The organism is Bradyrhizobium sp. ORS 111 (genome assembly GCF_045571485.1).
Taxonomy (GTDB): Bacteria; Pseudomonadota; Alphaproteobacteria; order Rhizobiales; family Xanthobacteraceae; genus Bradyrhizobium.
Genome location: NZ_CP120701.1, coordinates 5,347,873 through 5,370,849, shown reverse-complemented (window position 1 = coordinate 5,370,849; position 22,977 = coordinate 5,347,873). Strand labels below are relative to the sequence as shown.

The window sequence follows — 22,977 nt, the reverse complement described above, 5'->3', positions numbered from 1 at the left end:
AGGACGTCCGTCACGCAAATTGCACCCGTCTGATTCAACGGCCGTGCGGCATTTTCGACGCCGCACTCCACCCGGCCGGACATTGGCAACGCGAGTTGCAACATCCGAACCACCGCGGTTCCTGGACTTAATCCACGTGTCAAGCACATGGAAGTACGGAGCTTTGTGTCAAAAAGGAAGCGCCCCGAAAAGAGACGCCATGTGTGAGGAATGTCACTTAAAAGGTACTATGGTAATGATAGTGATCCCTATGATCGCCAGTGCCCTCACTTGTTCGTCACTTTATCGCCCATCGGGGCGGTTTATACCGGCCATTCGTAGCCGGGGTGTTGCTCGGCATCTGCTCGCCGTTGCGTCGAGGATGATGACCAAAACAACATTAGATCGGCCCCGGGAACTCCGCTAGACAGCGGGCGTTTCCGGCCATGCTTCCCTGAGATTAGAAAGATACGAAGTGCTGACAAATATTGTCGTCTCGGTTGTTAGGACGTGTACGCGTTTTGCTCTTCCTGTTGTCATTTTCGCACTGCTGCTGTCGGTCGGTGGCGGCTACTACACGGCCCGGAATTTCTCGATCAACACCGACATCAACAAGCTGATCTCGCCCGATCTGGACTGGCGCAAGCGCGACAACCAGTTCGAGGAAGCCTTCGACCGCGAGAGGCTGATCCTCGCCGTTGTCGAGGGCGCGACACCTGAGCTGACCAGCTCGGCGGCGAAGGCGCTCGCTGACAAGCTGAGTGCCGACAAGAAGAACTTCGAGGCGGTGACGCCGCTCGGCTCCGGCGAGTTCTTCGAGAAGAACGGGCTCTTGTTCCTGCCGACCGAGGAGGTCGGCAAGACGACCGGCCAGCTCGAGCAGGCGGCCCCCCTGATCGAGATCATGGCCGGTGATCCCTCGATCCGTGGCCTGACCGGCGCGCTCGAGACCGGCCTTGCCGGCGTCAAGCGCGGCCAGGTCAAGCTCGACAACGCCGCACGTCCGTTCAACCTGATCTCGGAGACCGTCGAGACCATCCTCGCCAAGGGCGACGCCACCTTCTCCTGGCGCGAGCTCACCAGCGACAAGCCGCTGACCGATTCCGACAAGCGTGCGTTCATCGAGATCAAGCCGATCATCGATTACTCGGCACTGGAGCCCGGCAAGGCGGCGACCGATGCGATCCGGCAGGCGGCAGCCGACCTGAAATTCCCGACCGAATATCACGCGCGCGTCCGCCTGACCGGACCGGTGCCGATCGCCAACGAGGAATATGCCACCGTTCAGGACGGCGCGATCGTCAACGGCCTCGGCACCGTGCTGATTGTGCTGGTCATCCTCTGGCTGGCGCTGCATTCGGGCAAGATCATCTTTGCCGTGTTCCTGAACCTGTTCATCGGCCTCGCCATCACCACGGCGGTTGGTCTGATGATGGTGGGGTCGCTGAACCTCCTCTCGGTCGCCTTCGCGGTGCTGTTTGTCGGTCTCGGCGTCGACTTCGGCATCCAGTTCAGCGTTCGTTACCGTTCCGAGCGCTTCAAGAACGACAATCTGACGCTGGCGCTGGAGAATGCGGCGCGCCGTTCGGCGGTGCCGCTGTCGCTTGCGGCGATGGCGACTGCTGCCGGATTCCTCTGCTTCCTGCCGACCGACTACAAGGGCATCTCCGAGCTCGGAAAGATCGCCGGCGCCGGCATGCTGGTGGCGTTCATCACCAGCATCACGGTGCTGCCGGCGCTGCTCGATCTGCTCAATCCGCCGGGCGAGAAGGAGCCGGTCGGCTACGCGTTCCTCGCCCCGGTCGACGATTTCCTCGAGAAGCACCGCATCCCGATCATCGTCGGCACGTTGCTGGTCGCGATCGCAGGCATGCCGCTGCTCCACTACATGAAGTTCGACTTCAATCCGATCAATCTGCGCAGTTCCAAAGTGGAATCGATCGCGACCTTCCTCGATCTCAGGAAGGACCCGAACACGGGCGCCAACGCCATCAACGTGATGACGAATTCGGAGGCCGACGCCAGGAAGATCGAGGCGAAGCTCGAGAAGCTGCCCGAGGTGGCGCGCGTGATGTCGCTCGACAGCTTCGTGCCGGATGACCAGCCGGCCAAGCTGCAACTGATCGCGCAGGCCGCGAAGGTGCTGGGTCCGGCGCTGAACCCCGAATCGGTCGACCCGGCGCCCTCCGACCAGGAAAACGTCGAGTCGTTGAAGAGTTCGGTCGACAGCTTGCGCAAGACTGCGGGCGACAACAAGGGGCCGGGCGCCGTCGCCGCGCGCCGCCTGGCCGACGCTTTGCAGAAGCTCGCCGATTCGAACGAGGCGACCCGCAACAAGGCGCAGGAGATCTTCGTCGCACCGATGAAGGTCGTGTTCGATCAACTCAGGAACACGTTGCAGGCCCAGACCGTGACGCTGCAGAATCTGCCGCCGGCGCTGGTCGAGGGCTGGAAGACCAAGGATGGTCTGATGCGCGTCGAGGCGGAGCCGAAGGGTGATCCGAACGACAACGACAATCTGCGCCGCTTCGCCGACGCCGTGCTCGCCGCCGAGCCGACCGCGATCGGCGGACCGGTCTCGATCCTGAAATCCGGCGATGTCGTCGTGAAGGCGTTCATCCACGCCGGCATTTGGGCGCTGGTGGTGATCAGCCTGCTGCTGTGGCTGACGCTACGACGCGTGACGGACGTGCTGCTGACGTTGGTGCCGCTGCTGCTTGCCGGCGTCGTGACGCTGGAAATCTGCGTGCTGATCGGCCTGCCGCTGAACTTCGCCAACATCGTCGCGTTGCCGCTGCTGCTTGGTGTCGGCGTCGCCTTCAAGATCTATTATGTCACCGCCTGGCGCCAGGGCCGGACCAAGCTGCTGCAGTCGAGCCTGACGCGCGCGATCTTTTTCAGCGCGCTGACCACGGCGACCGCGTTCGGCAGCCTCTGGCTGTCCAGCCATCCCGGCACCGCGAGCATGGGCAAGCTGCTGGCGCTGTCGCTGGTCACCACGCTCGCAGCCGTGCTGTTGTTCCAGCCTGCACTGATGGGCAAGCCGCGCGAGGTCGGCGGGGACTCGGATATCGGCAACGACGTCACCTGACGCGCCGGAGCATGATCCGGAAAAATGAAAGCCGGTTTCCTCGCGCCAAACGCGGAACGTGTTTGCCGAGAGATATACTTCAACGAGGACATGAGGTCATGATGCGATTCAATCTTGTCGCATCGTGACTTGGTCGTACGCCGTCATGGACGTCGTAACCCTCATGATGAGGAGTGCGGGACGCGTCTCTGGACGGTGCTCAGCATCGCCAGCGAATGATGAGGCCTAAGCTGTGGCCTCCATCCTTCGAGACACCCGTTTCGCAGTCTTCTCAAGGTGACGGTGCACGCAATTCGATCCCCGTCATTGCGAGCAAAGCGAAGCAATCCATAGCTCCGCAAAATGGGACGATGGATTGCTTCGCTTCGCTCGCAATGACGGCCCTGTATAGGCTCACATCGTCTGACGATGAGGAGACTCAAGATTTAGAACGCGGTGAGTTCAGCCGGTGCTATTGCGTCGGGCGCGCAATGTCGGGGAGAAGGCAGATATCGCCGACCGTCTCACTTGGTGCGTTGGCGGCCTGCTTCTGACCCGGCTTGGCGCCATGCGCCACCGAACCCGTCGTCTTCGGCGGTGCGACCGACTTGGGAGCCCCACCTTTCGGCGGATTGCCCGCGGCGCTGATCGGAATCGGCGGACCGACCCGCGTCCAGGTCTGGCCGCCGCAGAGGAAGCCGAGCACGCAGCCCTGGATTTCCAGCTCGTCAGTGCCAATGGGCTTGATGGTCGCGCTGTAGAGTTGGCCGTCCTTTGCGTTGTAGACTTGGCCTTCCCACGCATCGGCGCCGGGTTTCTTCTTCATGTCGATCAGGATCGGCATGCCGAGCGTCGGCCGGGCCTGCTTTGCCGGATCGGGATTGTTCTTGTCCTTGCCGCCGGGGTTTTTTTCCCAGACAACCGCACCCCACATGCTGCCATTACACTGGGCGACGCGAATGTTCGCGAAACCGTCCGCGTCTCTCCAATCACCTGTGGGATCCGCGGCCAAGGCCGGTGTTAATACGGTGGCCAAAAATAAACCTGAAAAGGCTATTGTGCGCGCGAAAGTTCTTGGGCAGTGCAACATGGTCCAAACCTGTGCTTAACTGGACGATCAGAGCGGGGGTCAAAACGCCGCCATGGAGCGTTTTAAGTTGACGAGATGGCCATCAACCGACGTATGTAACGAATGGTAAGTTCCAATTTAGACGTTTCCGAGATTTTTGTGGAGCGCGAGGGCCAGCGCGGTGCCATGCATACGCGGCACCTCAATGAGCAGCTCGTTCGCGTTCTCAAGACCATCGGTTACGATGTCGGCTTCCAAAAGGGGCAAGGTCAATACCTCTTCGATCGTCAGGGCGCCCGCTATCTCGATCTATTGAGCGGATTTGGCGTTTTTGCGATCGGCCGCAATCATCCGGCATTGCGCAGGGCGCTAAAGAGCGTTCTCGACGCCGATTTGCCGAATCTGGTGCAGCTCGACGTCTCCACGCTCGCAGGGGTGCTCGCGGAGCGGCTGCTGGAGCATGTGCCATATCTGGACAAGGTGTTTTTCGCCAATTCCGGCGCCGAAACCGTCGAGGCCGCGATCAAGTTCGCGCGCGGCGCGACCGGTCGCCCTGGCATCGTCCACTGCACGCATTCGTTCCATGGCCTGTCCTATGGCGCATTGTCGCTGACGGATGATACGAATTTCCGCGGCGGCTTCGAACCGCTGCTGCCGGGCTGCACGCCGATCCCGTTCAACGACCTCGAGGCCCTCGAGAAGGCCCTGTCGTCGCGACAGGTCGGCGCGTTCATCGTCGAGCCGATCCAGGGCAAGGGCGTCAACATGCCCACCGATGAGTTCCTGCCCGGCGCGCTGGCGCTCTGCCGCAAATACGGCACCCTGTTCATCGCCGACGAGATCCAGACCGGCATCGGCCGCACCGGAAAATTTCTCGCGATCGAGCATTGGGGCATCGAGCCCGACATGGTGCTGCTGGCGAAAGCACTTTCCGGCGGTCACGTGCCGATCGGCGCGCTGCTGACGCGCAAGAGCATCTTCGACAAGATCTTCAACCAGATGGACCGTGCGGTCGTGCATGGCTCGACCTTCGGGAAGAATGATCTGGCGATGGCTGCCGGCATCGCGACGCTCGAGGTGGTCAAGGCCGAGAAGCTGGTCGAGCAGGCCGCCAAGCGCGGCGCCGAGCTCCGTCTCGCGTTGACGCGGATGGTGCCCGGCTATGAACTGATGAAGGAAGTCCGCGGCAAGGGCCTGATGATCGGCGTCGAGTTCGGTCCGCCGAAATCGCTGAGGCTGAAGGCGTCGTGGAACCTGCTGGAGACCGCCAACAAGGGCCTGTTCTGTCAGCTCATCACGGTGCCGCTGTTCAAGGACCACAAGATCCTGACCCAGGTTGCCGGCCACGGCAGCCACACCATTAAGCTGCTGCCGCCGCTCGTCATCACCGAAGAGGACTGCACCTGGATCGAAAAAGCGTTCGACGAGGTGATCGCCGGCAGCCACAAGGTGCCTGGCGCGATCTGGTCGCTCGGCAAGACGCTGGTCGACAACGCGGTGCGCAAGTCGGCGTAACCCAAAAGACTTTGTGGCCCGGATGGAGCGAAGCGCAATCCGGGAACGGTCCCCAAGTTCGACAGAAACCCGGATTGCGCTGCGCTCCATCCGGTCTACGCAGGCCCATCCAGGCCCGAAGCTCGCCCGGATGTCATTGCGAGCGAAGCGAAGCAATCCATTGTGCCGCAAGCGGAGCGACGGATTGCTTAGTCGCTTCAGCGCAAAATTGCCCTCCAATCTTGTCGCGGGCTGCTCGCAATGACAGGATCTTCGGCAGGGGCACCTATCCCTCCTTGTTCGCCTGCATCGCGGTCTCGAACTTCTCGCCGAACTCCGTCAGCTCGTCGGCGCCGATATCGCTGACCGCCCAGTACTTCAGACCGCGATCGCTCCAACGGCGGATGTTGAAGCCTTGCAGCGTCGTCATCGTCGCCGGATGGCGTTCGGTGTTCGCGGTCTGCGCCACGAACAGATTGATCACGTGCTGGCGCCGCTTGTAGACCACGGCGCCGATCTCCCGGGCGTTGACGTAGTCGAGCCGGCCGCCGATCAGCGTGAAGCCCTGTGCGGTGAGGTCGATCACGGGCGGCGAGACGTCGAGCTTGCCGTTGAACCACGGCTTCACGGTGTGCTGGTCGGTCGAGATCACATCGGTGAGGTGTCCGGCCTGCAGCGAACGCAGATGCGCCGATACGACCTCGGCCTCGATGCGCTGCTCGTCGTCATTGCGCAGCACGACTGCGAACAGGCCGGTCGCGGCGATCGCCGAGACCGCCGAGCCCATCGCGAAGCCGCGCAGCACCGACCGGCGGCTTGGTGCGGCCTGCGGCTGCGGCAGCGCCTTCTCGATCCGGCGGCGCAGCTCGAGCGGCGCCTTGTAGCGCAGGTCGGTCTCGGCCATCGCCTGGCGGATCTCCTGATACTCCTTCATCAACGCTGCGCAGTGCGCGCAGCTCTCGATATGGGCCTCCACCTCGCGCGCATGGCCGGCGTCAAGCTCGCCGTCGATCAGCGCGTGAAGCAGCACTTCAGCTTCCTCGCAGGTCATTTCGCTTGCTCCTGTTCCGCAATCCAGGCTGATCGCAGCATGGCGCGGGCACGCGCGAGGCGGGACATCACGGTGCCGACCGGCACGGCGGCGACATCGGCGATCTCGCGATATGAAAGATTCTGGATTTCCCTGAGCACGAACGTCTCGCGGAACGGCTCGGCGAGCGCCGCGATCAGCTTGCGTACGGTGTCGCCGTCGAAGCGGCGCAGCATCTGCCGTTCCGGCGTGTCCGGGGTTTCGTGCCACAGCGGCGCCTGCTCGGCGCTCTCGGGCATCTGCTCGACGGTGGTGGGGGCGGTCTTGCGCCGCGCATATTCGGCGCGGCAAACATTGCGCAGGATTGCGAACAGCCACGGCTTCATCGCCGGGCCGCGATAACTGTCGAAATGCTTGTAGGCGCGCAGATAGCATTCCTGCACGGCATCCTCGGCGTCGGCGGCGTCGCGCAGCAGGTAGCGCGCCAGCGTATAGGCCTCGTCGAGATAGGGCAGTGCGGCCTCGCGGAAGCGCCGCGCTTTATCGGGATCGTCGTCCGACGCTCTGACCGCCATCGTGTTCTGCCCGGCGTTTCCAGGAGGAGCTTGCGCCCGGCCGGGAGCCGAAGCCCACCGGCCGGGCGTGGTTGTGATGACCTGACTGGACACGTTACCCAACCTTGATGCTGCCTGTCATGTGCGGATGCAGCGAACAGAAGTACTTGTACTCGCCGGCTTCCGTGAAGGTGAACGCGAACGTGCCGTCGGTGTCCATCGGCTTCGAGCGGAATTTTCCCGCGCACACCACGGTGTGGGGGATGTCGTCGCGGTTGGTCCAGGTCACGGTGGTGCCGATCTTCACGTTGAGCTGGGCCGGCTCGAACACGAAGTTGTCGATGTGGATAGCCACGTCGTCTGCCTGGGCTGCGGACACAGGCAGCAGCATGGTCGCGACCACGGCGATGCCGAAGTCGCGGCGGTTGATTGAAGTCATGGCCTTGTCGTCCTTCCCTTAGCCCTGCAGCGGCGTGTCGATGATGGCGAGCCGTTCCGTGCCCTGCTTGAAGTTGATGCTGGCGACGCCGAGCATGCCGCGCAGCTTGGAATCCTCGACCTTCATCGGACCGGGCGAGGGGGCCGCACCCGGCGCCGGTTGCGGGAATGCGGTGGAGCGCGCGGTGTGGAAGGTGACGTTGCCCTCGACCTTCTGCATCACCTGGTGGATGTGGCCGTTCAGCACGGTGACGGAGCCGAAGCCCTTCACATATTCAAGCGCGCGGCCGCCGTCCTCGGTGCCCCAGCCCCATTGCGGATACACGGTCCACAGCGGGATATGGGCGAACAGCACGATCGGCGTCGATTTGGAGCGGCCCTTGAGGTCGTTTTCCAACCATTCGAGCTGCTCGCGGCCGAGATTGCCGAGGCCGCCGCCCTTGAGGTCGACGACATTGACAAGGCCGATGAAATGGACGCCGCCGGCGTCGAAGGAATACCAGCCGGCGCCTTTGGTGCCGCGGCCGTAACGCTCCTTGTAGAGCTTGACCTCCTCGTCAATGAAATCGTGCTCGCCCGGCACGTAGTGCACGTCGAGCTTGGCCTGCGAGATGATCCGCTCGGCGTCGTCGAACTCGGAGGCCTTTGACAGGTGCGAGATGTCGCCGGTGTGGATCATGAAGGATGGCTTCATCGGCATCGCCTTGACCTTGTTGATGGCCTCCTCCAGCGTGCCGATAGCGTTCGGATTGGCCGGCTTGTCGAAGCCGACATGGCTGTCGCTGATCTGCATGAACGTCATGCCGGGCGTCTCGGCGGCCGCGGCCGAGTCGACGATGCCGAGCGAATGCGGCACGCCGCCGGTGATGGTCCAGAGCACGCCGGTGCCGGCCCAGGTCATGCATTCCAGCACCTTGCGTCGGCTGACGCCGTTTTCCTCATCGTGATGATCGTGATCGCTCATGGCAAAGTCTCCCGTGGGCCCAGGGATTGGGTTTCCGGGGAGGTGATCGGCGAGCGACGGGGTTTATTCCCGCCATTCCAGGCGGGCCGGGGGATGACGATTTCGTGAGAGGCCCGCTGTCGAGGCGGGGCTCCAACGGCACGATCGGTGCGCTCCTGGCGGTCGCAACAAAGCTGTCGCGCAACCGTCAGCATAGTGTCAGCGCGGTTGCGCTAGGATGCCTAACTTCCTTCGTCACACGAGGCCCGCGCCGAGCACTCATCCGTTTCAGTACTGCGTGAGTGGCGTCCGCCGTCCCTCGCAAGGGGACGGCGTTCCTCCCGTCGAGGGGGAGGGCTATTGCATATGCTGCCTTGGACGGCTGCGCACATACTCGGCCTCGTGGTTCGAGACGCGCCGCAGGCGGCGCTCCTCACCATGAGGGTCCACTATTGTGCCGCAAAACAAGACCTCATCCTGAGGAGCCCGCCAGAGGCGGGCGTCTCGAAGGATGGCCGCAGGGCGCTTTTCTCCCCAAATGCGATAGCCCTACGGTGAGGGGGAATTGGCCTCTCGAGCGGTAGTGGTCGCTCTAGATTTCCATCCGGCTGCCGATCTCGATCAGCGAACCGCTCGGAATCCGGAAGCGATCGATTGCGTGCGCGGAATTCCGCGCCATGAAGGCGAACAGCGCAATCTGGAACCGGGCCAAGGGATTGCGGCGCGGCCGGCTGACGGGATCGTGGCGCTCGATATAATAGGTCGTGTCGTGCTGGACCGGCACCCCGATCTGCTTCGCATTCGCCAGCACGGTCGGCAGATCCGGGATTTCGACGAAGCCGAAATGCACGGTGATGTGCCAGAGGCCTTCGCAGAGCTGCTCGCAGCGAATGCGATCGGCGGGCCGGATCCGGGGAACGCTTTCGAAGCTTGCGGTTAGCGCGATCGCCGTCCGGTGCAGCGAATGCGCCTGCCTGACATAGTCGACGATGATCGGCGGGATCCTGTGGCCGAGCCGGGTGAGGAAGATCGCGGTCCCCGGCACGCGCGCGATATGCTGCTCGTGCAGGTTGGCGACAAACGCATCGACGTGCTGAGCGCGCGCCATGCCTCGCCGATGCAGGGCGTCGATGCCGCGATGCCAGGTGGTCATGATGGCAAACACCAGCGCGCCGAACAGCAGGGGAATCCAGCCGCCTTCCTCGATCTTGAAGAGGTTGGCGAGAAAGAACGCAAGATCGACCGTGAGCAGCACGCCCGTGAGGGCCGACGCCCGCACCACGCTCCAGTGCCATGTGCGTCGCATCGCCTGGTAGAGCAGCGCGGTGGTCAGCACCATTGTCGTCGACACGGCGGCGCCATAGGCGCCCGCGAGCCGATCGGAGCTGCCGAAGCCGACCGCGAGTGCGACCGTCAGGCACATCATCGTCCAGTTCACGAAGGGCACGTAGATCTGGCCATATTCCTCGGCCGACGTCTGGTTGATCTGCACGCCCGGAAACCATCCGAGCTGCATGGCCTGCCGCGTCATCGAGAAAGAGCCGGTGATGATGGCCTGGCTTGCGATGATGGTCGCCAGCGTCGCGAGCGTCACCAGCGGATAGATCGCCCACACCGGCGCGAGCTTGAAGAACGGATTGGCGGAGGGATCAGGGGATGCGATGAAATTGCCGACCTGCCCTGCGTAGTTGAGCACGAGCGCTGGCAGCACGATGCCGTACCAGGCGAGACGGATCGGCCGGCGGCCGACATGGCCCATATCGGCGTAGAGCGCTTCGCCGCCGGTGAGCGCCAGGAACACGCCGCCGAGCAGCGTGAAGCCGAGCAGACCGTGCGTGGTCAGCAGCAGAACGCCGTGCTCCGGATTGAGTGCGCGCAGCACGTCGGGATGCCGCGCGACCGAGACGATGCCGAGCACCGCCATGGTCACGAACCACAGCAGCATCACCGGGCCGAACGTCTTGCCGACGGTTGCGGTGCCGCGACGCTGAAGCGCGAACAATCCGATCAGGATTCCCGCCGCGATCGGCATCGTGTAAGGCCTGAACACGTCGGTTGCGACATTCAGGCCTTCGACCGCACTCAGCACCGAGATGGCCGGCGTGATGATGCCGTCGCCGTAGATCAATGCGGCGCCGAACAGTCCGATCGCGATCAGCCATCGGCCGCGCCCTGACCATCGCGCGCCGGTCAGCGCCATCAGCGCCAGAATGCCGCCCTCGCCATGGTTGTCGGCGCGCATGACGAACAGGCAGTACTTGATCGAGATCGTGATGATCAGGGCCCAGATGATCAGCGAGAGCGAGCCGAGCGCCGCGTCCGGGGTGAAGCTGTCACCCATCAGGTGAACGATGGTCTGCAGCGTGTAGAGGGGGCTGGTGCCGAGATCGCCATAGACGATGCCGAGCGCGAGCACGATGCTGGTCGCGGTCGGTGCCTGCTTGTCGCGATGGTGTGCCTCGCCAGTGAAGCCGGTCTTGTCGTCCAGGGCAGAAATCGTCGAAGAGGGCATCCGCTGCCACCATTGTCGTCATGTCCCGAGCGAGTGAGCGGCTGCCCGGCTGCTGGTTCCATCCATCGTTACAACGACGATGGCGCCGGATCGTTGCGCGAGCGTTCGCCGACTTCGGCGGCGAATGTCCTGAGCGCATTGAGCAGCAGATCGGGTGCCTCCTGCGCCACGCAATGCCCGATGCCGTCGAACGTCCATCGGGTTGCATGCGGGATCAGCGCCGCGGCGCGATCGGCCATCTCCTTGTAGACCGGCCACGATTGCTCGGCGGTGGCGATGCGGACCGGGCAGCCGATGTCGGACAGCCAGAAAAAGGGATTGCCGCGCACATCGCCGGTGTAGCTCTGCTCCATCGCCTGGAAGATCGGCTTGAGCAACGCGGATTCGATCTCGGGCGTGCAGCGCAGCCGCATGCGGCCACTGTCGAGCTCGGCGAAGCCGTGACGAACATAGGCCCAGAGCGCAGGCTCGGTCCAAGGTGCGAAGGCCGGTGCCTTACGCAGCCGCTGGAACAGGGCGTCCGCACTGTCGAACTCGGCCTGACGGCGCAGCACGCCTTGCACAGATCCTCTTGCCAATTCGCTCAGGTCGCCGGTGCGCGGCGTGCGCGGATCCATCACCGTTGGCTCCATCACGAACAGGCGCGCGAAGCGCGTGGGCATCAGCTTCGCCGCGAGCAACAGGTCGGTGGCGCCGGCACTGTGACCGATGCCGAAGATGCCGTGGAGGTCGAGGCTCTCGACCACCATGCGGACATCCTCGGCAAAATCCTGGAAGTGATAGTGATCGGCGGCCGGCTTGTGGCTGAGGCCATGGCCGCGGCGGTCGAGCGCATAGACGGTGTGGTCGGACGCCAGTGCTGCCGCCACTTCGGTCCAGACGTCGGCGACAAATCCGGTGCCGTGCAGCAGCAGTGCGGGCGGCTTGCCTGGCTCACCCCATCGCGCCAGCGCGATCGACGCGCTGTCGCCGCCCACGACGAAGCGATGCGGGTGCTGCGTCATCGGCCGACTATCGCGCGTCCTGCAGGATCATTCCCGCAGCCTTCTCGGCGATCATCGCAGTCGGCGTGTTGGTGTTGCCCGAGGTGATGGTCGGCATCACGGACGCATCCGCGATGCGCAGGCCGTGTAGGCCGTAGAAGCGCAGGCGTTCGTCGACGACGGCCAAGGGATCGTTGGCCGTTCCCATCTTGGCGGTGCCGACCGGATGGAAGATCGTGGTGCCGATATCGCCCGCGGCTTTCGCCAGCGCGGCATCGTCGTCGCCGACGGAGGGACCGGGCAGGAATTCCTCGGGGCGGTACTTCTCGAGCGCCTTCTGCTTCATCAGCCGCCGCGTGGTGCGGATCGCATCGGCTGCGACCTGGCGGTCGTCGTCGGTCGATAGGTAGTTCGGCGCAATCGACGGCTTGTCATCCAGCGCGGACGAACGAATGCGGACGGTGCCGCGCGAGGTCGGTTGCAGATTGCAGGCGCTGACCGTGATCGCGGGGAAGCGGTGCAATGGATCGCCGAACTTGTCGAGCGACAGCGGCTGCACATGGAACTGGATGTTGGCGCGCGACCTCGTGGCATCGGAGCGCGTGAAGATGCCGAGCTGCGATGGCGCCATGGTCAGCGGACCGCGGCGGCGGACCGCGTAGTCGAGGCCCATCAGGCCGCGGCGGACCACGTTATAATAGGTCTCGTTCAGCGTGCGCACACCCGAGACCTTGTAGATCGCACGTTGCTGCAGATGGTCCTGCAGGTTGCGGCCGACGCCCTGTATATCGAGCACGATATCGATGCCGAGCGGCGACAGCCATTCGGACGGGCCGATGCCGGAGCGGTGCAGCACCTGCGTCGTGCCGATCGAACCGGCGCAGAGGATCACTTCGCCCTTCGCGCGCGCCTCCACCAGATCGTTGCCCTGGCGGAGCAGCACGCCGGCGGCGCGGCCGCTCTCGACGATCAGCCGATCGACCAGAACATGGGTCTCCAGCCGAAGATTGGGGCGATTGAGCACAGGCTTGAGGAAGCCGCGCGCCGACGACCAGCGCCGGCCGCGCTTCTGGTTGACATGGAAGTAGCTGGTGCCTTCGTTGTCGCCGGTGTTGAAGTCCGGAATGCGCTTGATGCCCATTTCTTCTGCGGCGTCGCCGACCGCATCGAGGACCTGCCACGACAGCCGCGGCGCCTCGATGCGCCAGCCGCCGCCGATACCGTGATGCTCGCTTTCGCCCAGGAAGTGATCCTCGAGCCGCTTGAACACCGGTAGCACGTCGCTGTAGCTCCAGCCGGTGAGCCCGAGCTGACGCCAGTGATCGTAATCGGCGGCCTGTCCGCGCATCGAGATCATCGCGTTGATCGCCGACGAGCCGCCGATCACCTTGCCACGCGGATAGCTCAGCGCGCGGCCGTTCAGACCGGGCTCGGCCTCGGTCTTGAACATCCAGTCCGAGCGCGGATTGCCGATCGCGAAGAGATAGCCGACCGGGATGTGAAACCAGATCCAGTTGTCCTTGCCGCCGGCCTCGAGCAGCAGCACGCGCTTGTTCGGATCGGCCGACAGGCGGTTGGCCATGATGCAGCCGGCGGTGCCAGCGCCGACGATAATGTAGTCGAAATCACCCTCGAGCCTTCGCGGCATGTCCTCGTTTCCCGGCGGTCATCTTTGCTGAGACTATTAGACCGATATCTCGTCGGTCTGAATCGAAATCTGCGGCATCAAGCCTGAGATTACCCACTTACCAGACAGACTTCGAATCGCCAAAGCCGGGGCGAATGACGGCTCTCAGAGCATCAGCGATGCCTGGTCTCGCCTGGTTTTTATCGAACTTATTCCGCGGCCGCGCGCGCCGGCGCCGCGGCGAGCCGCATCGTCATGCTGACCACGATCAGCACAATGAAATTCACCGCCAGCGCGACGATGCCGATGTTGAGGTCCTGGACCTGGGGTGGCAGCCACGACAGCGTGTGAAAGTTGACGCCCGTCAGGCTGACAGCGGCGACCGTGGCGACGCCGGCAATGATGCCCGCCGCCGCGCCCGCGCGGGTGGCGACATTGCGGTGCGCGAGGCTGAGCACCAGGGCGGGAAAGAGCTGCGTGACGAAGCTGTAGCCCATCAACAGGAGCGCCACGATGGTCTCCCCGCCCTTCAAGGTGAAGAACACCGCAACCAGCGCCACCAGCGGCACCAGGAGCTTTGCAAGCCGCGATACCTGCTCGTCATCGGCCGATGGCTTGACGGCGCGGTAGAGGTTGTTGGAGATCAACGTCGCGGCGGTCATCAGGATCATCGAGCCCGGCACCAGCGCAGTAAGCACGCCGGTTGCGCCGATCACCCCGACGAACCAGGGATCGAATGTTTTCACCGACAGCTTGAACAGCGCGAGGTCGATGTCGGAGCCCGTGAGCCCGGGGACTTGCAGGGTCGCCGCGAAGCCGACGAAAAACACGAACAGCAGGATGAGCTGGTAGAGCGGCAACACGATCGCATTCTTGCGGATCACGGTGGCGCTCCTGGCGGTGTAGATCGAGCCGAAGGTGTGCGGCCACATGTAGAAGCCGAGGGCGGTGAGCAGCACGGTCGAGGAGAACCACCACAGGCTCTCGCCGTGCGGTGGCAGCATGGTGAATCCCGGCTTGGCTTGCTCGATCGCCGCGAACATCGAGCCCAGCCCGCCGTAATAATGATAGGGCAGATAGATGCCGAGGAAGACAACGATGCCGAGGATCAGGGTATCCTTGGCGACCGAGGTCCATGCCGAGCCGTGCACGCCCGACACCATGACGTAGGCGGCGACGACGGCGGCGCCGATCCAGATCGCGAGCGTCGAGGAGATCGCGCCGTAGCCGGCGACCTCGACGATGATGCCGAGCCCCTTGAACTGAAGCACGAGGTAGGGGATCAGCGCGGCGATGTCGACCAGCGCGACGATCACGCCGAGCGCCGGGCTGTCGTATTTGCGGACGAAGAAATCCGACTGGGAGTAGAGCCGGTTTTCCTTGGCGTAGCGCCAGATCGGCGGCAGCATGAAGTAGGAGAGCACGTAGGCAAGCGTGCCATAGGCGAGAATATAATAGGCCGGCGCGCCCTTGCCGTAGGCGTAGCCGCTGCCGCCGAGGAAGGTGAAGGTGGTGTAGATCTCTCCAGCGAGCAGCAGGAATACGAAGATCGCGCCGAAGCCGCGCCCGCCCACCGTCCACTGCTCGAGATTCATGTCTTTGCCGCGTCGGGCGAGAAAGCCAAGGGCGAGCGCCAGCAGCGCGGCAGCAGCGATGAAGGGCAGCGCTCCGTTCATGGCTCGCCCTCTCGATTGGCCGGATCGACCGCGTAGATCACGGCCATGATGAGGGAGGTGAGCAGAATCCACACCACGATCCAGGCGAGCAGGAACGGCAGGCCGAAGACAAGCGGCGTCACCCGGTTGACGAAGAACGGGCCCACAATAAGGGCGAGGTACGGGGCAACGGCGAGCCAGCGGATGCTGCGCATGGCGAGGCCTCCGGTTTGCAATGAAAACCTATGTCATTCGCGAAAGTTCCGAATGGTTACCAAAGCTTCAGGTTGGTAGCGGGGCGCGCGAGCCTGCTCAGGGACGGCCGGGTTCGGCCAGCGGGATGTCTTGCCGGGGTCTCGGAATGCCGGCGATCAGCGTCAGCATGCCGACGGCGAGCAGGGCGCCGACCAGGCCGAGCGGCGTGTAGATGCTTCCCGTGACGACGTTCATCCAGCCGATCAGCGCAGGGCAGACCGCACCGCCGAACGAGCCGATCGCGCTGATCAGCGCGATGCCGCCGGCCGCGGCGCTGCCCTCCAGCGTCGCGTTCGGGATGGTCCAGAACAGCGACAGGATTGCGAAGATGCCGATCGATGCGATCGCGAGCAACGTCACGGTAAGGACCACGCTGCCCTGCGCGAGCTGAAGCGCGAGGAAGCAGGTGGCAGCGATCAGTCCGCACGAGACCACATGCCATCGCCGTTCCCTGGTGCGGTCGGAACTGTAGCCGATCGCGACCATGCCGATCGCCGACGCGACCGAAATGGCGCCGCTCAGCCAGCCGATCTCGGTGGCGGTGGCCACGCCGACGCGCTTCAGCAGCGTCGGCGTCCACAGCAGAATGGTGTTGAGCGAGCAGAAGAACGCGAAATAGATGAAGGACAGCAGATAGACGCGGGGCTCGCGCAGGGCAGCGCCGAAGCTGCGCGTGGTGCCGGAGGCGCTCGCGCGATCGCGCGCGAGATCGCTTGCCACCTGCCGTTTCTCGTCGGCGTTCAGCCAGGCCGCAGTCTGCGGCCCGTCGGCGAGGCAGAGATAGGCGATGATGCCGAGCAGCATCGCGGGGACGCCTTCGAGGATGAACAGCCACTGCCATCCATGCAAGCCGTGGGCGCCCTGCATGTGATCCATGATCAGGCCGGACACGGGACCTGCGATGATGCCACCGAGCGGCACCGCCATCACGAACAGGCTGGTCATGCGGCCGCGTAGGCGGTCCGGGAACCAGAGCGTCAAATAGTACAGGATGCCCGGAAAGAAGCCGCCCTCGGCGGCGCCGAGCAGGAAACGCAGGACGTAGAGGTGATACTGGTTCTGCACCAGCGCGAGCAGCACCGTGACGATGCCCCACAGCACCATGATCCGCAGCAGCGTCTTGCGAACGCCGATCTTCACCAGCAGCAGATTGCTCGGCACCTCGAGTGCGACATAGCCGACCGAGAAGATTCCCGCGGCAAACCCGAACACGGCATCGTTCAGCTTCAGGTCCTGCAGGAATTGCAGCTTGGCAAAGCCGATGTTGAAGCGATCGATGATCGCGACCGTGTAGCACGCCAGCAAGAACGGGATCAGGCGCCAGGCGATCCGCCGATAGAGAGCGGAATTGGCCGCATCCTGCATCGAAAACCTCCACGAATGATTCTTCTGATTGTTGATTGTTTGGCCCGCGCGGGACGCAATCCGCCTGGATGGTGACGCGACGGCACTTTGCTCCCTCTCCCCGTTCTTACGGGGAGAGGGCTGGGGTGAGGCGCTGCGTCCGCATCCATGGTGATCGCTGCGCCCGCGGAGGGTCTCCTTCACCCGGAATGCATCGAACGATGCATTCCCATCTCTCCCCGCAGGCGGGCGAGGTGAAGTGGACCTGTCGTTCGATTTCAAATTGCGCCGCTAGCTCGCTTTCGCGCTCGCCGGGAATTCCACCATCGCTTCGCCGGCAGCGACCGTTTCGCCGCGCTGGTTCTGCACGGCGACATCGACCAGCACCCAGCGCGACTTGGCTGTGACCTGCTTGGCCTTGATGGTGCCGGACGGGCGGATGGTGTCGCCCGGCTTCACCGGCTTCAGCCAGCGCGTCTCGAGGCGGCGATGGATCGCGCCCGCCGGCATCGCCCAATCGGTCAGCATGCGCGAGATCAGGCCGAAATTGTTCATGCCGTGCATGATGATGCCGCCGAAATTCGTCTTGCCGAAATTGCCCTTCATGTAGTCGTCGTCGAGATGCAGCGGGTTGTAGTCGAGCGATGCATCGCAGAACAGGCGGATGGATTCGCGCGACACCGCGAACGCAGGACCGTCGATGGTGTCGCCGGTCTTGAGCCGATCGAAATTCACTGTGGTCATGCTGGACTTCCTTACATCGGACGGATGGTCTGGCCGCGACCCGAGCAGATCACGTCGCCATGCTGGTTGAAGAAGACGTTGTCGTGCACCACGAACAGCCGCTCGCGCTTGATGAACTTGTCGAGCGCACGCGCCTGCAGCGTGATGGTGTCGCCGGGGCGGGCAGGGATGTTGTAGCTCCAGGACTGCCCCGCATTGACGGTGCCCGGCGAGCGCATCCAGTCGTCGGCCGGCGTGCAGGCGAACATCAGCAGGATGTGGATCGAAGGCGGCGCGATCAGCCCGCCGTAGGGGCCGGCCTTCGCGGCCGCCTCGTCCAGATACAGCGGATTGGTCTCGCCGACCGCGCGGCAATACAGCGCGATCGCCTCTTGCGTCAGCTTGTAGGGCAGCGTCTTCCGCGCTTCGCCGGGAACGATCTCGTCCCAGACCTTGCGCAGCTTTGCGTCCTTCCAGAAATCGGTTTCGAAAGTGCTGGCCGCAGAACTTTCCACTTGCGCCATCGTTGATCCTCCTGCTATGGGTTCGCCAGGCGAACGATTCATTCGCTATGTGAACTGACGCTAGCGCGGTCGGGAGCCCCTGACAAGCGCAGAGAGCCGCATGACGTGCAGGCGGCCATGCAGGGCTGCGATGTCATGAGCCAAACGATACCCCCAACGAAATGACGTCATGAGCAAAGAGAGCGACGGCTTCGTGCGCGCGATCGCGCGCGGCTTCTCGATCATCGAGGCGCTCGGCAAGCCGCCCGGACGACACACGCTGGCGGAGGCTGCCGATACTGCCGGCCTCAACCGCGCCACCGCGCGTCGCATCCTGGCGACGCTGGTCGCGCTGAAATATTGCGCCTCCGACGGACGCTATTTCAGCTTGCGGCCGCGCGCGCTCGGGCTCGGCCTGTCCTATCTGAACGCGCTGCCATACTGGGCGCACGCGCAGCGCGCGCTGGAAAACCTGCGCAACGAGATTGGCGAGTCCTGCGCCATGGCGGTGCTCGACGAGGACGAGATCGTTTATGCGTTGCGCCTGCCGGCGCGCCGTATCCTGTCGGCCAATCTCGGCGTCGGCAGCCGCCTGCCGGCGCATCTGGTGTCGCTCGGCCGCGTGCTGCTCGCGGCGCTGCCGCCCGCGAATCGCGAGGCCTATCTCGCCGCAGGTGTGTTCAAGCAGGTCACGCCGCGCACCGTCACGGATCCGGCGCGGCTCGGCGAATTGCTCGCGCGCGTCGAGGGTGAGGGTTATGCCTGGGTCGACGGCGAGCTCGATCCGGCGATCTGCGGCATCGCGGTGCCGTTGCGCGACCCCGCAGGCTCAGTGGTCGCCGCGCTCAGCGTCAACACGATCTCCGGTACTGTGAGCGAGGCCGGCGCACGCAAGAAATTCCTGCTGCCGCTGCGCCGAACCGCGCAGGAGATCCGCAGCCAGATGCTGATGTCGGGCTAGCCAGATATGTCAGTCCGTAACAACGATCTGCGGCAGGCCGGAAACTCTCATGCGAGTCATGTCCACGTCCTCACCGCAGGGCGCTTTCGATGGCTTTCCGTCGGCTGGCTCTGCACTTTGCCGCGCTGCGGGACCCGCCTGGAGCATGCCACATCTGTTGGGTGGACCGGTCCTTGCATGCTAGAGAGGACACTTGCAGTCCAACCTTCGAGGTCAGAATTCTCATGCCCATCGTCAACCGCGTCGCCGATCTGCAACCCGATATCCAGGCCTGGCGCCGCAACATCCACGAAAACCCCGAACTGCTCTATGACGTGCATCGCACTGCGTCATTCGTAGCTGACCGGTTGAGGGAGTTCGGATGCGACGAGGTCGTGACCGGCCTCGGCAAGACCGGCGTGGTCGGGGTCATCAAGGGCAAGAAGGGGCCCGCCAAGGGCGACGTCAGGGTGATCGGGCTCCGCGCCGACATGGACGCGCTGCCGATCCATGAAGAAACCAATCTGCCTTACGCCTCCAAGACGCCCGGCAAGATGCACGCCTGCGGCCATGACGGTCACACCGCGATGCTGCTCGGCGCTGCGCGCTATCTTGCCGAGACGCGCAACTTCGCCGGCGATGCCGTCGTGATCTTCCAGCCGGCCGAAGAGGGCGGGGCCGGAGCCGCCGCCATGATCAAGGACGGCCTGATGGACCGTTTCGGCATCGAGCAGGTTTACGGCATGCACAACGGTCCGGGAATTCCGATCGGCTCGTTCGCGATCCGCACCGGCCCGATCATGGCCGCAACCGACGCGATCGACATCAAGATCGAGGGGTATGGCGGTCACGCCGCGCGGCCGCACAAATGCATCGATTCCGTGCTGGTCGGTGCGCAGCTCATCACCGCGTTGCAGCAGATCGTTTCGCGCACCGTCGATCCGCTCGACTCCGCCGTGATCTCGATGTGCGAATTCCACGCCGGCAATGCCCGCAACGTGATCCCGCAGACCGCGGAATTGCGCGGCACCGTGCGGACCCTGACCAAGGAGGTGCGCGACCTCATCGAGAAGCGCGTGCGCGAAGTCGTCGACGGCGTCGCGAAGATGACCGGCGCCAAGATCGATCTCACCTATGAGCGCGGTTATCCGGTCACGGTGAACCACGGTTCGCAGACCGAATTCGCGACCCGCATCGCCAAGGACGTCGCCGGTGCCGCCAATGTGCACGAGATGCCGCCGCTGATGGGCGCCGAGGATTTCTCCTACATGCTGGAATCGCGGCCCGGCGCCTTCATCTTCTGCGGCAACGGCGACAGCGCGGGCTTGCATCATCCCGCCTACAATTTCAACGACGAGGCGATCGTTTACGGCACGTCGTATTTCGTGAAGATCGTGGAGAACGCGCTGCCGGCGTGATCTTGCCGGCTGCAGCCCTCTCAATGGTCGCTGCGTCGTCCTTCCGGCCGTCATTGCGAGGAGCGAAGCGACGAAGCAATCCATCGTTCCGCCGAGGAGGTATGGATTGCTTCGTGGAGCCTGTCATCGGGCGCGCATTCGCGCGACCCGTTGGCTCGCAATGACGCGGGCTGTGCGTTCCTCACGCGTCCCATCTGACCGGCAGCGAGACCGGGCCGCGGAACACCCAGCCGCGGACGATTGGTGGGGCGTCGTCGCGGAGCCGCAGATTGCGCAGGTGTTCGAACAGCATCGGTCCCACGATCTTGCCGACGGTCAGCCGCGACACCCAGGTGCCGGCGCAGAAATGCGGCCCGGCGCCGAATGCCAAATGCGATTGCTTCGGCCGTGAGATGTCGAAGCTGTCAGGATCGGCAAAGCGCTTGCCGTCGCGGTTGGCCGCGCCGACGCAGAGCCCGATCTGAAGATCCCGCGGCAGCGTCACGCCGGAGAGATCGACGCTGCGGGTCACGCGCCGCGGATACATGCCGATCGGAGAGATCCAGCGCACCGCTTCCTCGAGCGCCGCCGGCCACAGCTCCGGCTTCGCCAGCACGGTTCGCTTCTGCGCCGGATTTTGCAAAAGGCCGAGCACGAGCGTGAGGATCGCGTCGCGCGGCTCGTTCAGCCCGCCGCCGATGATCACCTTGATGTTGGCTCTGATGGCCTCGATCGACATCGGCGGATCGGCATTGACCATCGACGACAGGATCGAGGGATTGGGATGGCTGCGGTGTTGATCGAGTACCGCCTCGATCGCGGCGTCGACGGCGGCGCCGGCCTGCATCGCCGTGCGCTCGATCTCGGCATCGCCGGCGTAATTGCCCGCGCCGTCGATCAGGGCTTGCGACCATGCGGCAAGGGGCTGCCACGGCATCGGCTCGAAGCCGATCATCTCCATCAGGCTGAGGGACGCCATCGGCGCGGCAAGCGCGCCGAACAAATCGGCCTCGCCCGCGTCGGCCAGCGCGTCGATCAGCCTCTGGCAGATCGCGATGAACCGCGGCGCCCAGTGCTCCTTGATCGTCGCGGGCCGGAACGAAGGTTCGATCGCCTTGCGGCCGGTCGCATGCTCGGCGCCGTCCTTGCGCATGAAGGTCGGCCCCATCACCTTGTTGACGAGGGAGGTGGGGTTGTCGGCCGAATAGGTTGCCGGATCGCGCTCTATTTTGGTGATGTCGTCGAAGCGCGTCACCAGCGTCAGCTTCGCCGTCTCGACGAACACGGCGGGCGCCGTCTCGCGCAGGCGGCGGAAGATCGGATAGGGATCGTCGAGCAGATCCTGATACGAGATATCCGTGACGACGGGCACTGTGCTGGTCATTCGTCCTCCCGCGGGCGATTTTTTGCAAAGGCTAGCCGCGGGCGTGTAATCGCTCAATTCGATAGAGCCAATTCAGGCCATCGAAATTCTGCATGATATGTGATAGGCTGCGGGTACCTGCCAACGCGGGAGGCGACGGGTGGCGGCCAACTCATCGATCGATCCGATCGACATCGGGAGCTTGCGGACGCTTGTACTGGTGTACGATCTGCAGTCGTTCTCGGCTGCGGCGAAGCGGCTCGACGTCAACCAGTCCACCATCAGCTACGCGATCGAGCGGCTGCGCGGCGTGCTGCGCGATCCGCTGTTCGTCCGTCAGGGCAACGGCGTCAGCGCGACCGAGCGTTGCGCGGCGCTGGTCGCATGGGCGCGGGACATGATCGGCGAGATGGAGGGGCTTGCCGTGCCGGCGGAGTTCGATCCGGCCATCGCGCAGGGCAGCGTGACGATCTCCTGCAACTATCACGAACGCCAGACGCTGATCCCGCACTTCTGCGCCCGGTTGCGCGCGAGCGCGCCGCTCGTGCGGCTGGTGCTGCTCGATGCCGCCGGCCATGGCAACGTCCACCTCAAGCAGAACCAGTGCGACATCGTGCTCGGTCCGGTCGGGATCGTCGGCGAGAGCTTCTATCGGCGCCATATTCTCACCGATCACTATGTCTGCGTGATGGACCCGGACAATCCGCTCGCGCGCGGCCGGGTCGCGCTGTCAGCCTATGCCAAGGCACAGCATGTCTTTGTCACCCATAGCGGCGAGTGGCAGCCGCTCTATCTCGATGTGCTCAAGTCCAGGGACATCGCGCTGGAGCCGGCGGTGACCCTTCCGAACCACGACAGTCTGGAGCGGATCATCGCCGGCACCCGGCTTGTCGCCACCATCCCGTATCATCTGGCGCGCACGATGGGCGGCGGGCTGCATGTCGCAGCGCTGCCGTTCCGGGTACCGATCTCGATCGACATGTACTGGAGCGCCAGGACCGCCAAATCGGGTTTGCACAAATGGTCACGCGGCCTGCTCGCCGAGGTGGCAAAGGGCTACGCCTGAGCGGCGGCCATTGCGCGATGCGCACCAAATGC

Annotated in this window: 19 protein-coding genes; 5 read left to right on the top strand and 14 right to left on the bottom strand. The window is 64.1% G+C overall.

Annotated features, from left to right (window positions below; genetic code table 11):
* Positions 1 to 454 precede the first annotated feature (454 nt).
* Positions 455 to 3,070: an MMPL family transporter gene (locus P6U30_RS24875; protein ID WP_407165519.1), complete on the top strand. Its 2,616-nt coding sequence runs from the start codon at positions 455 to 457 to the stop codon at positions 3,068 to 3,070.
* 451 nt (positions 3,071 to 3,521) lie between these two features.
* On the opposite strand, the gene P6U30_RS24870 is transcribed toward P6U30_RS24875, so the two are convergent.
* Entirely contained in the window at positions 3,522 to 4,139 is a 618-nt protein-coding gene (locus P6U30_RS24870; RefSeq protein WP_407165518.1) for a DUF2147 domain-containing protein, read from the bottom strand.
* Between the two features lie 102 nt (positions 4,140 to 4,241).
* Here P6U30_RS24870 and hpnO point away from each other — a divergent pair, with 102 nt between their 5' ends.
* Positions 4,242 to 5,633, top strand: a complete 1,392-nt coding sequence (gene hpnO, locus P6U30_RS24865; protein WP_407165517.1) for an aminobacteriohopanetriol synthase HpnO — start codon at positions 4,242 to 4,244, stop codon at positions 5,631 to 5,633.
* A gap of 265 nt (positions 5,634 to 5,898) precedes the next feature.
* On the opposite strand, the gene P6U30_RS24860 is transcribed toward hpnO, so the two are convergent.
* From P6U30_RS24860 to P6U30_RS24805, 12 genes are all read right to left on the bottom strand, one after another.
* A complete protein-coding gene (locus tag P6U30_RS24860; RefSeq protein ID WP_407165516.1) occupies positions 5,899 to 6,663 on the bottom strand; it encodes an anti-sigma factor family protein in 765 nt (254 codons plus the stop codon).
* Positions 6,660 to 7,217, bottom strand: coding sequence for a sigma-70 family RNA polymerase sigma factor (locus P6U30_RS24855; RefSeq protein ID WP_407165515.1), 558 nt, complete (start codon positions 7,215 to 7,217; stop codon positions 6,660 to 6,662). Before P6U30_RS24855 ends, P6U30_RS24860 begins: the two co-directional genes overlap by 4 nt.
* 94 nt (positions 7,218 to 7,311) lie before the next feature.
* Positions 7,312 to 7,635 (bottom strand): cupredoxin family copper-binding protein, encoded by a 324-nt coding sequence (locus P6U30_RS24850; RefSeq protein ID WP_407165514.1) that lies wholly within the window; start codon positions 7,633 to 7,635, stop codon positions 7,312 to 7,314.
* Between the two features lie 18 nt (positions 7,636 to 7,653).
* Positions 7,654 to 8,598 (bottom strand): metallophosphoesterase family protein, encoded by a 945-nt coding sequence (locus P6U30_RS24845; RefSeq protein WP_407165513.1) that lies wholly within the window; start codon positions 8,596 to 8,598, stop codon positions 7,654 to 7,656.
* Between the two features lie 571 nt (positions 8,599 to 9,169).
* Positions 9,170 to 11,089 (bottom strand): potassium transporter Kup, encoded by a 1,920-nt coding sequence (locus P6U30_RS24840; RefSeq protein ID WP_407165512.1) that lies wholly within the window; start codon positions 11,087 to 11,089, stop codon positions 9,170 to 9,172.
* A 68-nt stretch (positions 11,090 to 11,157) separates the two neighbouring features.
* Entirely contained in the window at positions 11,158 to 12,093 is a 936-nt protein-coding gene (locus P6U30_RS24835) for an alpha/beta fold hydrolase (RefSeq protein WP_407165511.1), read from the bottom strand.
* 7 nt (positions 12,094 to 12,100) lie between these two features.
* On the bottom strand, positions 12,101 to 13,720 hold the full coding sequence (locus P6U30_RS24830; RefSeq protein WP_407165510.1) for a GMC family oxidoreductase: 1,620 nt from the start codon (positions 13,718 to 13,720) through the stop codon (positions 12,101 to 12,103).
* 188 nt (positions 13,721 to 13,908) lie between these two features.
* On the bottom strand, positions 13,909 to 15,375 hold the full coding sequence (locus tag P6U30_RS24825; RefSeq protein WP_407165509.1) for a sodium:solute symporter: 1,467 nt from the start codon (positions 15,373 to 15,375) through the stop codon (positions 13,909 to 13,911).
* Complete coding sequence (locus tag P6U30_RS24820; protein ID WP_407165508.1) at positions 15,372 to 15,569, bottom strand: DUF3311 domain-containing protein; 198 nt, start codon at positions 15,567 to 15,569, stop codon at positions 15,372 to 15,374. The genes P6U30_RS24825 and P6U30_RS24820 overlap by 4 nt, the downstream gene beginning before the upstream one ends.
* 97 nt (positions 15,570 to 15,666) lie before the next feature.
* Positions 15,667 to 16,974 (bottom strand): MFS transporter, encoded by a 1,308-nt coding sequence (locus P6U30_RS24815; RefSeq protein ID WP_407165507.1) that lies wholly within the window; start codon positions 16,972 to 16,974, stop codon positions 15,667 to 15,669.
* Between the two features lie 270 nt (positions 16,975 to 17,244).
* Positions 17,245 to 17,697, bottom strand: a complete 453-nt coding sequence (locus tag P6U30_RS24810) for a MaoC family dehydratase (protein WP_407165506.1) — start codon at positions 17,695 to 17,697, stop codon at positions 17,245 to 17,247.
* Between the two features lie 11 nt (positions 17,698 to 17,708).
* Positions 17,709 to 18,200 carry a MaoC family dehydratase gene (locus P6U30_RS24805; RefSeq protein WP_407165505.1) on the bottom strand — a complete coding sequence of 164 codons (492 nt, stop codon included), beginning with the start codon at positions 18,198 to 18,200 and terminating at the stop codon, positions 17,709 to 17,711.
* Between the two features lie 169 nt (positions 18,201 to 18,369).
* Between P6U30_RS24805 and P6U30_RS24800 the strand changes: the two genes are divergently transcribed.
* Positions 18,370 to 19,140, top strand: coding sequence for an IclR family transcriptional regulator C-terminal domain-containing protein (locus P6U30_RS24800; RefSeq protein WP_407165504.1), 771 nt, complete (start codon positions 18,370 to 18,372; stop codon positions 19,138 to 19,140).
* A 224-nt stretch (positions 19,141 to 19,364) separates the two neighbouring features.
* Positions 19,365 to 20,537: a M20 aminoacylase family protein gene (locus tag P6U30_RS24795; protein WP_407165503.1), complete on the top strand. Its 1,173-nt coding sequence runs from the start codon at positions 19,365 to 19,367 to the stop codon at positions 20,535 to 20,537.
* 181 nt (positions 20,538 to 20,718) lie between these two features.
* Here P6U30_RS24795 and P6U30_RS24790 read toward each other — a convergent pair whose 3' ends face one another.
* Positions 20,719 to 21,900 carry a cytochrome P450 gene (locus P6U30_RS24790; protein WP_407165502.1) on the bottom strand — a complete coding sequence of 394 codons (1,182 nt, stop codon included), beginning with the start codon at positions 21,898 to 21,900 and terminating at the stop codon, positions 20,719 to 20,721.
* 139 nt (positions 21,901 to 22,039) lie between these two features.
* On the opposite strand from P6U30_RS24790, the gene P6U30_RS24785 reads away from it, so the two are divergent.
* The gene (locus P6U30_RS24785) at positions 22,040 to 22,945 is read left to right on the top strand and encodes a LysR substrate-binding domain-containing protein (protein ID WP_407165501.1); all 906 of its coding nucleotides are present in this window, start codon (positions 22,040 to 22,042) and stop codon (positions 22,943 to 22,945) included.
* Positions 22,946 to 22,977: the final 32 nt, after the last annotated feature.

Excerpts from the sequence above, each read along its gene's own strand:
- P6U30_RS24870 (WP_407165518.1), bottom strand. The coding sequence starts at position 4,139 with ATGTTGCACTGCCCAAGAACTTTCGCGCGCACAATAGCCTTTTCAGGT.
- hpnO (WP_407165517.1), top strand. The coding sequence starts at position 4,242 with ATGGTAAGTTCCAATTTAGACGTTTCCGAGATTTTTGTGGAGCGCGAG.
- P6U30_RS24860 (WP_407165516.1), bottom strand. The coding sequence starts at position 6,663 with ATGACCTGCGAGGAAGCTGAAGTGCTGCTTCACGCGCTGATCGACGGC.
- P6U30_RS24855 (WP_407165515.1), bottom strand. The coding sequence starts at position 7,217 with ATGGCGGTCAGAGCGTCGGACGACGATCCCGATAAAGCGCGGCGCTTC.
- P6U30_RS24850 (WP_407165514.1), bottom strand. The coding sequence starts at position 7,635 with ATGACTTCAATCAACCGCCGCGACTTCGGCATCGCCGTGGTCGCGACC.
- P6U30_RS24845 (WP_407165513.1), bottom strand. The coding sequence starts at position 8,598 with ATGAGCGATCACGATCATCACGATGAGGAAAACGGCGTCAGCCGACGC.
- P6U30_RS24840 (WP_407165512.1), bottom strand. The coding sequence starts at position 11,089 with ATGCCCTCTTCGACGATTTCTGCCCTGGACGACAAGACCGGCTTCACT.
- P6U30_RS24835 (WP_407165511.1), bottom strand. The coding sequence starts at position 12,093 with ATGACGCAGCACCCGCATCGCTTCGTCGTGGGCGGCGACAGCGCGTCG.
- P6U30_RS24830 (WP_407165510.1), bottom strand. The coding sequence starts at position 13,720 with ATGCCGCGAAGGCTCGAGGGTGATTTCGACTACATTATCGTCGGCGCT.
- P6U30_RS24825 (WP_407165509.1), bottom strand. The coding sequence starts at position 15,375 with ATGAACGGAGCGCTGCCCTTCATCGCTGCTGCCGCGCTGCTGGCGCTC.
- P6U30_RS24820 (WP_407165508.1), bottom strand. The coding sequence starts at position 15,569 with ATGCGCAGCATCCGCTGGCTCGCCGTTGCCCCGTACCTCGCCCTTATT.
- P6U30_RS24815 (WP_407165507.1), bottom strand. The coding sequence starts at position 16,974 with ATGCAGGATGCGGCCAATTCCGCTCTCTATCGGCGGATCGCCTGGCGC.
- P6U30_RS24810 (WP_407165506.1), bottom strand. The coding sequence starts at position 17,697 with ATGACCACAGTGAATTTCGATCGGCTCAAGACCGGCGACACCATCGAC.
- P6U30_RS24805 (WP_407165505.1), bottom strand. The coding sequence starts at position 18,200 with ATGGCGCAAGTGGAAAGTTCTGCGGCCAGCACTTTCGAAACCGATTTC.
- P6U30_RS24800 (WP_407165504.1), top strand. The coding sequence starts at position 18,370 with ATGAGCAAAGAGAGCGACGGCTTCGTGCGCGCGATCGCGCGCGGCTTC.
- P6U30_RS24795 (WP_407165503.1), top strand. The coding sequence starts at position 19,365 with ATGCCCATCGTCAACCGCGTCGCCGATCTGCAACCCGATATCCAGGCC.
- P6U30_RS24790 (WP_407165502.1), bottom strand. The coding sequence starts at position 21,900 with ATGACCAGCACAGTGCCCGTCGTCACGGATATCTCGTATCAGGATCTG.